13 protein-coding genes are annotated in these 14,099 nt (G+C 63.1%); 6 read left to right on the top strand and 7 right to left on the bottom strand.

The window, feature by feature from the left end; translation table 11 throughout:
- Positions 1–80: 80 nt before the first annotated feature.
- Positions 81–1,016 (top strand): LysR family transcriptional regulator, encoded by a 936-nt coding sequence (locus KUW62_RS04030; RefSeq protein WP_224814229.1) that lies wholly within the window; start codon positions 81–83, stop codon positions 1,014–1,016.
- A 7-nt stretch (positions 1,017–1,023) separates the two neighbouring features.
- On the opposite strand, the gene KUW62_RS04025 is transcribed toward KUW62_RS04030, so the two are convergent.
- The 6 genes from KUW62_RS04025 to KUW62_RS04000 all read right to left on the bottom strand — a co-directional run bounded on the left by KUW62_RS04025 (position 1,024) and on the right by KUW62_RS04000 (position 7,507).
- Positions 1,024–2,286, bottom strand: a complete 1,263-nt coding sequence (locus tag KUW62_RS04025; protein WP_224814228.1) for a TRAP transporter large permease — start codon at positions 2,284–2,286, stop codon at positions 1,024–1,026.
- A 190-nt stretch (positions 2,287–2,476) separates the two neighbouring features.
- Positions 2,477–3,025 (bottom strand): TRAP transporter small permease, encoded by a 549-nt coding sequence (locus tag KUW62_RS04020; protein WP_224814227.1) that lies wholly within the window; start codon positions 3,023–3,025, stop codon positions 2,477–2,479.
- A 45-nt stretch (positions 3,026–3,070) separates the two neighbouring features.
- Positions 3,071–4,054 carry a TRAP transporter substrate-binding protein gene (locus KUW62_RS04015; RefSeq protein WP_224814226.1) on the bottom strand — a complete coding sequence of 328 codons (984 nt, stop codon included), beginning with the start codon at positions 4,052–4,054 and terminating at the stop codon, positions 3,071–3,073.
- A 105-nt stretch (positions 4,055–4,159) separates the two neighbouring features.
- Positions 4,160–4,702, bottom strand: coding sequence for a 3-hydroxyanthranilate 3,4-dioxygenase (locus KUW62_RS04010; RefSeq protein ID WP_224814225.1), 543 nt, complete (start codon positions 4,700–4,702; stop codon positions 4,160–4,162).
- Between the two features lie 94 nt (positions 4,703–4,796).
- Complete coding sequence (locus KUW62_RS04005) at positions 4,797–6,197, bottom strand: glutamine synthetase family protein (RefSeq protein ID WP_224814224.1); 1,401 nt, start codon at positions 6,195–6,197, stop codon at positions 4,797–4,799.
- Positions 6,194–7,507 (bottom strand): aromatic ring-hydroxylating dioxygenase subunit alpha, encoded by a 1,314-nt coding sequence (locus tag KUW62_RS04000; RefSeq protein ID WP_224814223.1) that lies wholly within the window; start codon positions 7,505–7,507, stop codon positions 6,194–6,196. Before KUW62_RS04000 ends, KUW62_RS04005 begins: the two co-directional genes overlap by 4 nt.
- Positions 7,508–7,726: 219 nt before the next feature.
- Between KUW62_RS04000 and KUW62_RS03995 the strand changes: the two genes are divergently transcribed.
- The 4 genes from KUW62_RS03995 (at position 7,727) to KUW62_RS03980 (ending at position 12,770) form a co-directional block, all read left to right on the top strand.
- The gene (locus KUW62_RS03995) at positions 7,727–10,516 is read left to right on the top strand and encodes a molybdopterin oxidoreductase family protein (protein ID WP_224814222.1); all 2,790 of its coding nucleotides are present in this window, start codon (positions 7,727–7,729) and stop codon (positions 10,514–10,516) included.
- Positions 10,513–11,025 (top strand): DUF6882 domain-containing protein, encoded by a 513-nt coding sequence (locus tag KUW62_RS03990; RefSeq protein WP_224814221.1) that lies wholly within the window; start codon positions 10,513–10,515, stop codon positions 11,023–11,025. Before KUW62_RS03995 ends, KUW62_RS03990 begins: the two co-directional genes overlap by 4 nt.
- An 88-nt stretch (positions 11,026–11,113) precedes the next feature.
- A complete protein-coding gene (locus tag KUW62_RS03985) occupies positions 11,114–11,896 on the top strand; it encodes a 4Fe-4S dicluster domain-containing protein (RefSeq protein ID WP_224814220.1) in 783 nt (260 codons plus the stop codon).
- Between the two features lies 1 nt (position 11,897).
- On the top strand, positions 11,898–12,770 hold the full coding sequence (locus tag KUW62_RS03980; RefSeq protein WP_224814219.1) for a DmsC/YnfH family molybdoenzyme membrane anchor subunit: 873 nt from the start codon (positions 11,898–11,900) through the stop codon (positions 12,768–12,770).
- An 87-nt stretch (positions 12,771–12,857) separates the two neighbouring features.
- Here the strand turns inward: KUW62_RS03980 and KUW62_RS03975 are convergent, their stop codons facing one another.
- Positions 12,858–13,574, bottom strand: coding sequence for a glutathione S-transferase family protein (locus tag KUW62_RS03975; RefSeq protein ID WP_224814218.1), 717 nt, complete (start codon positions 13,572–13,574; stop codon positions 12,858–12,860).
- A gap of 199 nt (positions 13,575–13,773) precedes the next feature.
- On the opposite strand from KUW62_RS03975, the gene KUW62_RS03970 reads away from it, so the two are divergent.
- Positions 13,774–14,070, top strand: coding sequence for a helix-turn-helix domain-containing protein (locus KUW62_RS03970; protein ID WP_224814217.1), 297 nt, complete (start codon positions 13,774–13,776; stop codon positions 14,068–14,070).
- Positions 14,071–14,099 lie beyond the last annotated feature (29 nt).

Genomic DNA, 14,099 nt, shown 5'->3' with positions numbered 1-14,099 from the left:
GTTGGTATAATTGATCTGGATATCAATCGGCTTTGAGCTTAACGTTCGCATATGTCTGAGAGCGCAACGGCCAAGCCCTGATGGCGCGCCCCGTATCCCTCGACCGGGCCGTCAACCGCCTGAAACTCACCCAGCTTCGCCTGCTGATCGCGGTGGGCAAGCACCGGGCGATCCTTCACGCGGCGCAGGAGCTCAACATCTCGCAACCCGCCGCCACCAAGATGATCAAGGATGTGGAGGCCGATTTCGATGTCCGCCTTTTCGATCGCACCAATCGCGGGGCGATTCCCACGGCCCATGGACGGGCGCTGATCCGCCATGCGCAGCTGATCTTCGCGCAATTGGGCAATGCGGCGCAGGAGATGAAGGACCTCACCGACGGCGCCACCGGGCGTGTGGTGATCGGCACGCTTGTCGCCGGGTCCGCGCGCCTTGTCCCCCACGCCATCGGGCGTGTCCTGGCGGAGCGTCCGAACGTGACGATCAAGGTGGTGGAGGGCACGAACGAGATCCTCATGCCGCGCCTGCGCACCGGAGAGATCGACATGGTCGTGGGCCGCCTGCCCACCCATCGACACCGCCGCGACCTGCACCAACTCGCCTTGGGGGAGGAGAAAATTCACCTTCTGGTCGGACGCGCCCACCCCTTGGCCCAACGCGCCGGGCTCAGCTTCGATGACCTGCGACCCTTCGGCTGGATTCTCCCGCCTTCGGAGACCACGCTCCGCCGCCAGATCGACGAGGCATTTGTGGAGCACGATCAATACCAGCCCCCCGTCATCGTCGAGAGCGTCAACTACCTGACGAACCGCGCCCTTCTGGGCCAAGGCAAGCTGATCGGGCTGGCCCCGCGTCAGGGCGTCTTGCTGGACATCGGCACGGCGATGCTGGTGCCGCTGGATTTCGAATTGCCCTTCGGCTCCGGCCCCATCGGCGCAACCCATCGTGGCGCGGATCAGCTGTCCCCGGCGGCAAAGGTTTTTCTTCAGGCGCTGGTGGACGAGGCCGCGGCATGACGCGCACCTATCGGATCAGGACGGTCGACAATTCCGGCACGTAGCTGAGCAGGATCAGCACCGCCGCCACCGCCAGCAGGAACGGCCACAGCGCCCTCAGGATACGTCCCGTCGGCGTCTCGCTCATCGCGCTGGCGATATAGAGGCCCACACCCACGGGCGGCGTCAGAAGGCCCAGAACGAGGTTGAGCGAGATCACGACGCCGAATTGATAGGGGCTGATCCCGTAGCTTTCGATCGCGATGGGCAGCAGGATCGGCGTCACGAGGATGATCGCCGCGATCCCGTCGATCAACATGCCCACGAACAGCAGCACGATATTGACGATCAGCAGGAACACGAACGGATTGGCCGTGATTGTCGTGATGAATTCCGCCAGCCGCTGCGGCAGCGCCTCGTAAATGATGACCCAGCCGAAGACATTGGCGGCGGCGATCATGAAGATGATGAGAGAGGCGTTGAGCGCCGTGCGCTTGAACATCTCGAACAGCTTTTCGGGCTTCAATTCCCGGTACAGCAGCCATCCCAGCAGGAACGCGACAACGGACGCGACGGCGGCGGACTCCGTCGGCGTGGCAACCCCGCCAATGATCCCCCCGATGATCGCCGCCGGGATCAGCATCGCGGGCAGCGCGTACAGCAATGCCTTCCGCGCGGCCTCCGACGACAGCCACTCCCCCTTCGGGAATTGCTGCTTCAACCCGATCAGCGCGATCACGATTGCGAAACAGACCGACAGGATCAGCCCCGGAATGATGCCCGCCAGGAACATGTCGCCGATGGGGATCTGCGCGAGAACGCCGTAAATGACGAACAGCATCGAGGGCGGGATGACGGGGGCCAGCAACCCGCCGGCGGCGGTCGTGGCGGCGGCGAAGCCCCGGTCATAGCCTTCGTCCTCCATCGCGGGGACCATGGCGCGCGACATTACCGCGATCTGCGCGGCGGCGGACCCTACGATGGCCGCCATGAACATGTTCGCCAGAAGGTTGATATAGGCAAGGCCGCCGCGAAATCCGCCCACGAAAACGCGCGCCGCGTTGATAAGTCGGCGGGTCATGCCGCCTTCGTTCATCAACTCGCCGGTCAGCATGAAAAGCGGAATTGCCAGCAAGCCATAGGCCTCGATCCCCGAAAACATCCGCTGCGCGAAGCTGTCGTAGAGGATCGTGTTGTCACTCTCCCAAATATACCACATCGCGGTGAGGGCGAGCGTGATGGCGACCGGCACGGCGAGCAGGAGCTTGGCGAAGAACAGGGCTGGAGTCATAGCGGAAGCCGTGCATCGGCGGGCCGTGATGCGGCGATCAAACGACTGAGCTCAGGCACTTTATGGTTGCCAAGCCTTTCCCCAAAACAAACGAAGTGCCAAGGCCAGCCAAATCGCCGGACCGGGGGACGGTCCAGCAATGCGCGGCGGCTTCGCCTTGATTCCGCGCCGTGTGACCGGGGACCGTATCTCACGTCGCGACCTCCGGCCCACGGGTCTCGGGCGGCGAGAAACTCACCAGATGCGCCAATGCATGCAGAAAGACGCCCGCCGAAAACAGGGGCATCACCAGCCAGATCACCCATTTCGGCACGCCCAATGTGCTCGTCGGCTCCGCATAAATGAAGTTGAAAGTGGACCCCTGGAACGCCATCAGGTCCCAACCCGCCTTCGCCAGCGCCCAGGGATTGAACCAGCGCCAGCAGAACCAGACCATCGCGCAGGCAAAGACGAAAACCGCCACATCGACCAGCTTGCCCGCCACGCGCCGCGCGCCTTCCGGCAACGCGTCGGTCAGGATCGTGATCGCCACCTGTTGCCGCATCTGGATCGCGGCGGACGCCCCCAGAAAGGTCATCCAGACCATCGTGTAGATCGCCGCCTCATCCACCCAATAGATCGGTGCACCCGCCGTGCGCGTCACGACATTCAGCAAGATCAGCAGCGTGACGCCAACCGCCAGAACGGCGGCGGCGGCCAGCTCGACCCGCGCCCACAGATTTGAAATTTTGAGTAGCATCAGGGTGTTAGCCCGGGTCGCAAGCGTGCCACCCGGGCCTGAGCCTTACTCACGCGTCGCTTCGGCCACGCCGCGGATCGTCTCCAGCGCCTCGGGCGCACGCTCTTCCCAGATCGCTTCCCAGGCTTCCACAGCGTCACCGAAAAACGCCCGGTCGCCCTCGATATAGGTCACGTCGGTGCCCCGGATCTCCTCCAGCCAACCGGCATCGCGCTCCACATAGGTCTGAAGGCAGCTATCGACCGCCGCGGCCATCAGTTCCGAGATCATCGCGCGATCTTCCTCGCTCAACCCCGCCCAGACCCGGGCGGAGACAAGGCCCACCATCGGGAACATCATGTGGTTGGTCTCGATCATCGTGTCGGCATGTTCGTGATAGCGCAGCAGCACGATCAGTTCAGCGTCCATGTCGATCCCGTCGACCTGCCCGTTGGCCAGCGCGTCGAACACGGCAGGCAGTGGCATGGGCGTCGGCGCGGCCCCGATGGCGTTGTAGAAATCAAGGTTCGCCTCGAACGGCGTGATACGGATCTTCTGGCCCGACAGCCCGGCGGCATCGGTGACATCGCCGTTCGTCAAGATGTGGCGCATGCCTGCGCTGCCATAGCCGACGCCCACAACACCCAAGCTCCCGGGCAATTGATCCAGCATCGCCCGCGCCTCCTCCGAGCGCAGGATGCGCGCGGCATGCGCCATGTCGTCGGCCAGGAACGGCTGGTAGAACGTCCCGAAATCGGGTGCGCGGTTCGAGACTTCGGCCACCGTCATGAACGCCATGTCGAGCGCGCCGGACTGAAGCTGTTGCAACATGTCGGCCTCGTTGCCCAATTGCCGCGCCGGGAAGACCGTGACGGTATGCTCCCCGCCCGATGCCTCCTCCAGCGCCGCGCCGAATTCCTCGGCGGCCAGCGTCCAGACATGGGGTGGCGGTGTAATCAGGCCCAGGCGGAACTCCTCGGCCTGCGCGGCCCCCGCGATCCCGGTCACGGCCATGGCGGCCGACGCCAGCACTGTATTGAAAGTCTTCATGTTGATCTCCCTATCCGCCCGCGGCTTCTTTGATGGCCCGGGCTGGTTTTCATTGGTTCCGGCAAAGCCTAGCCGGATTTTGCGCGCCCGCGCAAACCTTTGCGATCAGAGCGTCACCCAACCTTCGGGCGGCTCCTTGCCGGGATGCACCTCCCCGCACTTGCCGCAGGTCCGCGCCGCCTCGTCGCCGTAGAAGGCCGCATAGACCGGCGGCAGGTCGTCCACGATGCTTTTGAGATGCATCTCCGAGCGGTGCACCAGCGACCCGCAATTGAAGCAATACCATTCGATCGCATCCACCGCGCCCTCGGGCCGCTTCGGTTCGATCACCAAGCCGACGGACCCTTCCATCGGGCGCTGGGGCGAATGGCGGACATGGGGCGGCAGAAGGAACACCTCTCCTTCCCTGATCGGCACATCGTAGAACTCGCCCTGATCGTAGAGCTTCAGGACCATGTCGCCTTCCAACTGGTAGAAGAACTCCTCCACCGGGTCGTCATGGTAATCCGTCCGCTTGTTCGGCCCGCCCACGACCGTGACCATCAAATCGGCCTCCTCGAACACCATCTTGTTGCCGACGGGCGGTTTGAGAAGATGGCGGTGGTCGTCGATCCAGCCCTTGAAGTTGAATGCGCTCAACCGGCCCATGGGGCGTCTCCCTTTTGCTGTGCAGTCTCAGCATGACCGCGTCTGGTATAACCGCAAGCGCGGATTTTCTAAGCTGATATCGGATACGAGTATATCAAAGCGCGGTGAAATACTCCGCCTGTTCCCAATCCGAGATATGGGCAAGGTAGCGGTTCCATTCGTGGCGCTTGAGCGTGACGAGCCAATCGTGCACCTCCGGCGTCAGCGCGTCGCGCAGCGTGTCGGAGGCTGCGAACGCCTCGATCGCCGCCCCCAGGCTCGCCGGCAAGACAGGCGCATCGCCGCCATAAGGATCGGTCATTTCAGGCGGCGGGGCCTGTGCCGCCTTCAAGCCCGCGCGCCCCGAGATCAACTGGGCCGCCAAAGCGAAATAGGGGTTCGCCGCGCTGTCCGGCAGACGGTTTTCCACGCGGCTGGCGGGCGTGTCATCCAGCAAAGCGCGCACCATCGCCCCGCGATTGTCCCGCGCCCATCCGATACGGGTCGGGGCAAGCTGGTAAGGTGTGAAGCGCTTGTAGCTGTTCACCGTCGGATTGGTCAGAAGCGCACATGCTGGTGCGTGTTCCAGCAGGCCTGCAATCCAATGCATCGCGCGGGCGGATTCGGGTTTGAACCCTCCGATGCTCTGGTGGATGTGCCACCCGTTCGCCACTGCATTGGGCAGCGCGGGTTTCGGCATGAAGCTGGCCAGCATCCCGTGTCGATGGCTCAATTCCTTGGCAAGCATGCGGAAATTCACCGCCTGCTCCGCCACGTCCATCGGCGACCCTGGCGCAAACGTCACCTCGTACTGCGACGGCCCCATCTCCACCTCGACCGACCGCACGTCGATCCCCATCTCCTCCGCAGCGCGGCGCAGGCGGTCGAGCATCGGCTCCACTTCCGCGTATCGCGTCTCGGTCAGATACTGGTAGCCTTGCGTCGTATTCTCCACCTGCGGCGGTTGGCCGGGCATCTTGGATTGGTCGGGCGAGAGGCTCGGGTCGAGTACGCGGAAGACCTGAAACTCGATTTCTACGCCCACCTTCGGCGTTGCGCCCCAATTCAGGTGCGCCTTGCCGTCGCGAGGTACGGATCGCATTGCCTCAGGCGACATGCCTCCAACGTCTACGAGCGCCCCTTCAGCGCGGCGCAGAACTTCGCGCGACGAGAATGCGACGGGCACACCTAACATGGTGGACACATCACAATGGATCAAAGCCGAATGCGGCGACCAAGGGAGCCTTCGAAATGTCGCCGGATCAGGCCAAAGCATCACATCCGACGCCCCCTGCATCGGCGCGCCCTCGCCCGCCCAAACCGGAAACGCCGTGCGATGCGACAGGTCTTTCAACAGCAGTGTCGACGGCACCCGCAGCCCATCGCGCAGCACGCCCGGCAGAGCCGAAGCCGTAACCGTCTTGCCCCGCAACACCCCATGGGGATCGGTGAAGACCACGCGGATCGTCTCGATCCCGTCCTTCTCCACCTGCCGAAGAATATCTTCTGTCGTCAAACGCTTGCATCCCACGGGCATTGGCCCCGACGCTCAAGATCCGCCTGAACGGAGGCCGCCTTCCAATCGTCATCGGGCGCGATGGCGTCGTTCGAAAGCGGCCCCTTAATGCCAGACGTCCCGCCGTTCTGCATCTTTAGGCCTGCGGCATCGCCCGCCTCGACCGCAGCGATTGCGGCGCGCAGCATCCGCCGATACTTGATGATGCCCACATCCGTCTTGCCCAGATGCTCGAACCGGCGGTCCTGTATCCGCCCCATGCTTTCCACCGCCCATTGGTCATGGACGTTGATGTCCAGCCCCATGCCGGTATAGGTCATCTTCCCCTGTTCCTCGGCATCATAGCCGTAATTGTTCCGCGCGTTCTTCAGGGGCGCGTAATCCGGCAGCCGATGCTCTGCCAACCGCTGCTCACGCATCTTCACCTTGTCCACGGGCGCGTTGAAGCTGGTGAACATCGAGTACCAGTAACAGGTCTCGTCATCGACCGGCACGTGCCACTGGGTGATCGTCATCTCCCGGCTCATCGGGATGCAGATGGCTTGCGGAAAAATCTGGTTCGTCACCCGCACATGGGTGCGGCCATCATCGAGATGGCGCAAAGCGGTCAGCTTCAGCCCGTACTCCGTCTCATCCACGCTGATCTCGGGACGCGGGTACTCGCGCAGCAGTTTCGTCATCGGGAATTCGGTGTTCCCGGCCTTATCGCGGAACTGTTTGCCGTAACTGTCCGCCGGGTCCTCATCCTGCAAGAACCGGTGCAGGAAGCTCGCATGGGCCGGGTCGATGCCGACCTCCATCGCTTGCAGCCAGTTGCATTCCCACAGGCCCTTGAAAGCGAAGACGTGGGTATCGGGCGCACGGAAACAGTCGAAATCGGCGAACGGCGGCGGATTGCCTTCCCCCATATAGGCCCAGATGATCCCGTTCTTCTCCTGAACGGGATAACTGACCGCCTTGATCTGCTCGTGCATCCGGCTGCCCTCAGGCTCGCCGGGTTGTTCGACACATTGGCCGGTGCAATCGAAATGCCAACCGTGGAACGGGCAGCGCAGCCCGTTATCCTCGAGCCGCCCATAGGCAAGGTCGGCGCCCCGATGGGGGCAATGCCGTCCGATCAGGCCAAGCGTGCCGCCCTCGTCACGGAAGAGGACAAGATCCTCCCCCATCAACTTGACCGGCACCACGGGTCGCGCGCCGATCAACTCATCGGACAGCGCGGCGGGTTGCCAATAGTGGCGCAGGACCTTGCCCGCAGGCGCCCCCGGCCCGACCCGCGTGATCTGGTCGTTCATCTCCTGGCTCATCATCGGCGGACCCTCCCCTTGCGTTGCCGCAGGCTTTCCAGAAAACCCGGCCATGTCAACGCGAGGCCATGGGCGCGTGCCCTCCCGCCCTTGCCATTTGAGACCGGAAGTCTCAAAATCGCGCTCAACTTGGCCCTAACACCCGCGCGTTTTGGTCATATGGCGTTGTGGTGCGGTGCGAGAATAACTCCACCTGTACCACATCTCGGGAGGGACAAGCACATGGCGCAACCGACACTGGACCTGTCGCCCAAGGTCTCGGACGAGATACGCAAGACGACCTGCTACATGTGCGCCTGCCGCTGCGGGATCAACGTGCATATGAAGGAGGGCAAAGTCGCCTATATCGAGGGCAATCGCGACCATCCCGTCAATCAGGGCGTGCTCTGCGCCAAGGGCAGCGCGGGGATCATGCAGGTCAACGCGCCCTCCCGCCTGCGCGCGCCCCTGAAGCGGGTCGGCCCGCGCGGCTCCGGTGAATTCGAAGAGATCTCTTGGGAAGAAGCCTACCAGATCGCCGAAGGCTGGCTGCGCCCGATCCGGGAGGAAGACCCCTCCAAACTCGCCTTCTTCACCGGCCGCGACCAATCGCAAAGCTTCACGAGCTTCTGGGCGCAGAATTTCGGCACGCCGAATTACGCGGCCCATGGCGGCTTCTGCTCCGTCAACATGGCCGCCGCCGGCATCTACACGATGGGCGGCGCGTTCTGGGAATTCGGCCAGCCCGATTGGGACCACACAAAGCTCTTCATGCTGTTCGGAGTGGCGGAGGATCACGACAGCAACCCGATCAAGATGGGCCTCGGCAAGATAAAGGCGCGGGGCGCAAAGGTCATTGGCGTCAACCCGATCCGGTCCGGCTACAACGCCGTGGCCGACGAATGGGTCGGCATCACGCCCGGCACCGACGGCCTGTTCATCTTGTCGATGGTCCACTGCCTGATGAAGGCCGGCAAGATCGACCTCGACTACCTCGCCCGCTGGACCAACGCGCCGGTGCTCGTCGACAAGGACACCGGCCTGCTGCTGCGCGACAAGGACGGCAAGGAACTGGTCATCGACCGCAAGACGGGCAAGCCCACCGCCTTCGACAAGAAAGGCGTGCAGCCCGATCTGTCAGCGGTTCACAAGGACGGCCACAAGCCTGTCCTCCATCACATGGCCGATCGCTACCTCAGCGACGACTACGCGCCCGAGGCCGTGGCCGAACGCTGCGGCATCCCCGCCGACAGGATCCGCGCCATCGCCGCCGAACTGGCCCGCGTGGCGTTCGAGGAAAGTTTCGAACTCCCGATCGAGTGGACCGATTTCCGCGGCGAGACCCACAATTCGATGACCGCGCGCCCCGTCTCCATGCATGCCATGCGCGGCATCTCGGCCCATGCCAACGGCTTCCAGACCTGCCGTGCGCTCCACGTCCTGCAGATCATCCTCGGCACCGTGGAGGCCCCCGGCGGCTTCCGCTTCAAGCCGCCCTACCCCAAACCCTCCAAAATCCACCCCAAGCCCCATTGCAAGGTCACACCCGGCCAACCGCTCGACGGCCCTCATCTTGGCTTCGTCCACGACCCCGAGGATCTGGCCCTGAAAGAAGACGGCACCCCCGCCCGCATCGACAAGGCCTATACCTGGGAAAACCCGATGTCCGCCCATGGCCTGATGCACATGGTCATCTCCAACGCGCACGCGGGCGATCCCTACAAGATCGACACGCTTTTCATGTACATGGCGAACATGTCGTGGAATTCGTCCATGAATTCCGGCGGTGTGATGCAGATGCTCACCGACAAGGATGAAAACGGCGACTACGTCATCCCCCACATCATCTATTCCGATGCCTATAGCTCCGAGATGGTCGCCTATGCCGACCTGATCCTGCCCGACACCACCTACCTCGAACGCCACGATTGCATCTCGCTGCTCGACCGCCCGATTTGCGAGGCCGACGCCGCCGCCGACGCGATCCGCTGGCCGGTGATCGAGCCTGACCGTGACGTGAAGGGCTTCCAATCCGCCCTCTGCGATCTCGGCGCACGCCTCGGCCTGCCCGGTTTCGTGAACGAGGACGGCTCCCAGAAATACGCCGATTACGGCGATTACATCACCAACCACATCCGCCGACCCGGCATCGGCCCGCTGGCCGGATGGCGTGGGGAGGACGGCGACCAGCACGGGCGCGGCGAGGCGAACCCCGATCAGCTTGACCGCTACATCGAAAACGGCGGCTTCTTCGTCAGCCACATCCCCGAGGGCGCGAATTACATGAAGCCCTGGAACAATGCCTACCAGGACTGGGCCGTCGAAATGGGCCTCTACGACACGCCGCAACCCTATCTCTTCACGCTCTACGTGGAGCCGATGCAGAAATTCCGCCGCGCGGCTGAGGGCCATGGCGACATCCAGCCGCCCGAACACCTGCGCGAACAGGTCCGCGTGAACATGGACCCGCTGCCCTTCTGGTCCGACCCCGCCCCTGCCAACAAGGTGGACGATTACCCCATCACCGCGCTGACCCAACGCCCCATGGCGATGTACCACTCCTGGGGCACGCAAAACGCCTGGCTGCGCCAGCTCCACGGCCACAACCCGCTCTACATGCCCACCAAGCTCATGCGCGAACATGGGCTCGCGGACGGCGACTGGGCCAAGGTCACCTCCCCACACGGCACGATCACCGTGCCGGTCATGGAGATGGCCGCGCTGAATGAAGCCACCGTCTGGACGTGGAACGCCATCGGCAAGCGCAAGGGGGCGTGGGCGCTCGATGAAAACGCGCCCGAGGCCACGAAGGGTTTCCTCCTCAACCACCTGATCCACGAGCTTCTGCCGCCCAAAGGCGACGGCCACCGCTGGACGAATTCGGACCCGATCACGGGACAGGCCGCATGGTTCGACCTCAAGGTCCGCGTTGAGAAGGCCCCGGCACCGGCGGAAAGCCAACCCGCCTACCCGCCCATCAAATCGCCCGTGGGCAAAGGCCCCAAAGACCTCGCCTGGAAGGTCGGCGGATGAGGCGCCTAATCCTATCGCTGGCGTTTCTGTTGACTGTCCCTGCCAATGCAGACGGACTCCGCCACTTCCAAACCGCTTTTGATGCGGCACAGGATGAGAGTTACGCCGAATATGTGCGCTTCCGTGAGCGTCATGACATCGGTCGCTTTGATCTTTCGGCGTTTGAAACGGACGGGACGGTCACACACCTCGCTTTAGATGGAAGCACCTTCACCTTTGTCGTCGAATTGATCGCCATCTACGATCTCAGATCCGAAACCTGCAGTTGGGCCTTCGACGTGGACCTCGCGCCAAATGTCCCGCGCACCGCAGCTTTGGCCGTGCGCGAGGTGGCCGATGCTAACGATTGGCCACAGGAAATCATGGCGCAATGGCCCATGCGGCAAGGCATTTGTATTCTGCGATCCAACACTGCAACACTCATCGGCGATCTGGATTTCATATCGTTCCAGGTCGAGGGCGACGTAGCCTACATTTTCGGCGCAGCCGGTTTGGAGGCCTTGTCATGACCCGCACCGCCCCTCTTTGCTTCAAAAATACCTCGGGGAGCGCGAGGGGCTGGCCCCTCGCTCCCGCCCTCTCAGCCAGGCCTGACCCATGACCCAGCTTCCCCCCTCCACCCAGAAGAAACTTGGCCTCGTCATCGACCTCGACACCTGCGTCGGCTGCCATGCCTGCGTGATCTCGTGCAAAGGCTGGAACACCGAGAATTACGGCGCGCCGCTCTCAGATCAGGACCCCTACGGTGCCAATCCCACCGGCACCTTCCTCAATCGCGTCCACAGCTACGAGGTGCAGCCGCTCGCCACCTCCGCCAAACCGCACCCGGCGGCGCAGACGATCCATTTCCCGAAATCCTGCCTGCATTGCGAGGACGCGCCCTGCGTTACCGTCTGCCCCACCGGCGCCTCCTACAAGCGCGTCGAAGACGGCATCGTTCTGGTGAACGAGACCGACTGCATCGGCTGCGGCCTTTGCGCCTGGGCCTGCCCCTACGGCGCGCGGGAGCTGGACGCCGATGAGGGCGTGATGAAGAAATGCACGCTTTGCGTCGACCGCATTTACAACGAAAACCTGCCCGAGATCGACCGCACCCCGTCCTGCGTGCGCACCTGCCCCGCCGGTGCCCGCCATTTCGGCGATCTGGGTGATCCGGACAGCGACGTCAGCATTCTTGTCAAAGAACGCGGCGGCATCGACCTGATGCCCGAACAGGGCACGAAGCCCGTCAACAAATACCTTCCCCCCCGCCCCAAGGACGACCTGCCGGAATTCGACGTCCTCGCCCCCTACCTGGAGCCGGTGGCCGAGAGTCCCGGCGGCTTCATCGGCTGGCTCGACCGCGCGCTCGACAAATTGCCCGCCAAGGGAGCGAACTGAGATGCATCCCGCCCCCTCCGTCATCATCTTCACAACCCTCTCGGGCCTTGGCTTCGGCCTCCTGACCTTTCTCGGCCTCGGCCTGCCGGAGGTCTCCGGCTGGGTTGCTTTCTGGTTCTTCTTGATCGGCTATGTGCTGGCCGTGGGCGGCCTGATCTCGTCGACGTTCCACCTCGGCCATCCCGAACGCGCGCTCAAGGCCTTCACGCAGTGGAAAACCTCGTGGCTCTCCCGCGAAGGCATCTGCGCGGTCGCCGCCCTTCTGACCATGGCACTTTACGGCGCGGGCCTCGTCTTCTTCAACGCGGCCTGGCAACCGCTCGGCTATCTCGGCGCGCTCCTCAGCCTCGCCACCGTCTTCACCACCTCGATGATCTACACCCAGATGAAGACCGTCCCGCGCTGGCACACGCCACTGACACCGGTGAAGTTCCTCGCCCTGTCGCTCGCCGGTGGCGCGCTGCTGGCGGGTCAGGCCTTCGCCGCGATCTTCCTTCTGCTGATCGCCGCCGCGATCACGATCGCCACCTGGATCATCGGCGACGGCGCGTTCGAGAAATCCGGCACCGACATGGAAACCGCCACGGGCCTCGGCGCCATCGGCCGCGTCAAGGCGTTCGAGCCGCCGCACACGGGCACCAATTACCTCTTGCGCGAATTCGTCCATGTCGTGGGCCGCAAACACGCCATGAACCTGCGCATCCTCGCCTTCGTGTTCGCCTTTATCATCCCGATCCTGTTGATGGTCGCGCTGGTCAACCACGTCACCGCCGCCATCGCGATCCTCAGCCACCTGATCGGCGTCGCCATCGCCCGCTGGCTGTTCTTCGCCGAGGCCGAGCATGTGGTGGGGCTTTACTACGGCAAGCGGTGAGTGCCGCAACCTGAGTTTGCGTCACGTCCGCGTAGAGCCCTCTTCAAGGGATGCCTCAGTGGCAGCGCGGGGCGATGTCCGTGGCCGTCAGGATTTCACATCGCCGGCAAACCGTGCGGCATTCTCCTTCGCAAAGGCACTCGCATCCGCGGTCGCATCCCAGAATTGCGGGTTGGCCTTGGGAATGGTCAACGCTCTCTGAACGGCGGGTCGGGCATCAATCCTGTCGAACCACGCCTGCAGATGCGGCAATCCCTCGACACTCGTGCGCGCCCAGACATAGGCCCGTGCCCATGGATAGGTCATCATGTCCGCAATCGTGTAGTCCCCCGCCGCCAGCCAGTCGCGACCATTTAGATGTGTGTCCAGGACCTCAAGCAACCTGCGGGATTCGTCCACGTAGCGCTTTATTGAAAAGGGCTCCTCGTGTCCGTTCGGCGCCGCGATATGCTGGAAGTACATGGCCTGCCCCATCATCGGGCCGACATGACCCACCTGAAAGAACATCCACTGCATGACCTCCGACCGCTTCAGGGGGTCCTTTGGTAGAAACGTCCCGTACTTCTCGGCCAGGTGCCAAAGGATGGCGCCACTTTCGAAGATAGCGCGATCCTCATCTCGGTCGAAAATGGTCGGGATTTTTCCGTTAGGGTTCATGCGCAGGTAGTCGGGTGTTTTCTGTTCCTGCTTAGAGAAATCCACCGCAACAAGATCGTATGGCACGCCCGCCTCTTCCAGGAAGATGACCGGCTTGTAGCCGTTCATCGTCGCGGCAGTGAACAGTTGAATGGCAGCTTGGGTCATCAAGGTTCTCCGATCAGGATGCATGTGTCACGGGACTTGACCAAAGCTGATTATCCGGGGAAGAAAATCAACTAGTGTACTTTTTGTAACCTAGCTTGCAGAGATCGAACGCCGCATGGACGCCCGCATCAAAGAACATGAAGGCGGTCGCAAGACCGTCGACAACGCTTGCGCCACGCCGTGTGCGATTGAACGCGGGATGAGGATCATCGGTGGCAAATGGACCGGGTCGATCCTTTGGCATCTCAAGGACGGACCGGTGCGGTTCAATGATCTCGCGCGCATGATCGAGGGGGCCAGCAATAAGATGATCACGGCGAGGCTTCGCCAGCTTGAGGCGGAGGGGTTGCTGAGCCGCGTGGTCGCCGACACGAAGCCCCTCTCGGTCACATACGACATCACGGATTTTGGAAGAACCGCCCTCGGATTTCTCGATCAGCTCCGCAAGTGGAGCGAACGCCTTCCCCACGCGCCTGACAACGCCAACCGGAAGTAGATCGCCTTGGGTGAGGCGAACCGGATATG

It is taken from the genome of Hasllibacter sp. MH4015, from assembly GCF_020177575.1.
Lineage (GTDB): Bacteria > Pseudomonadota > Alphaproteobacteria > Rhodobacterales > Rhodobacteraceae > Gymnodinialimonas.
Note: the sequence above shows the minus strand (reverse complement) of the source record. Positions and strands in the feature narration are given on the sequence as shown.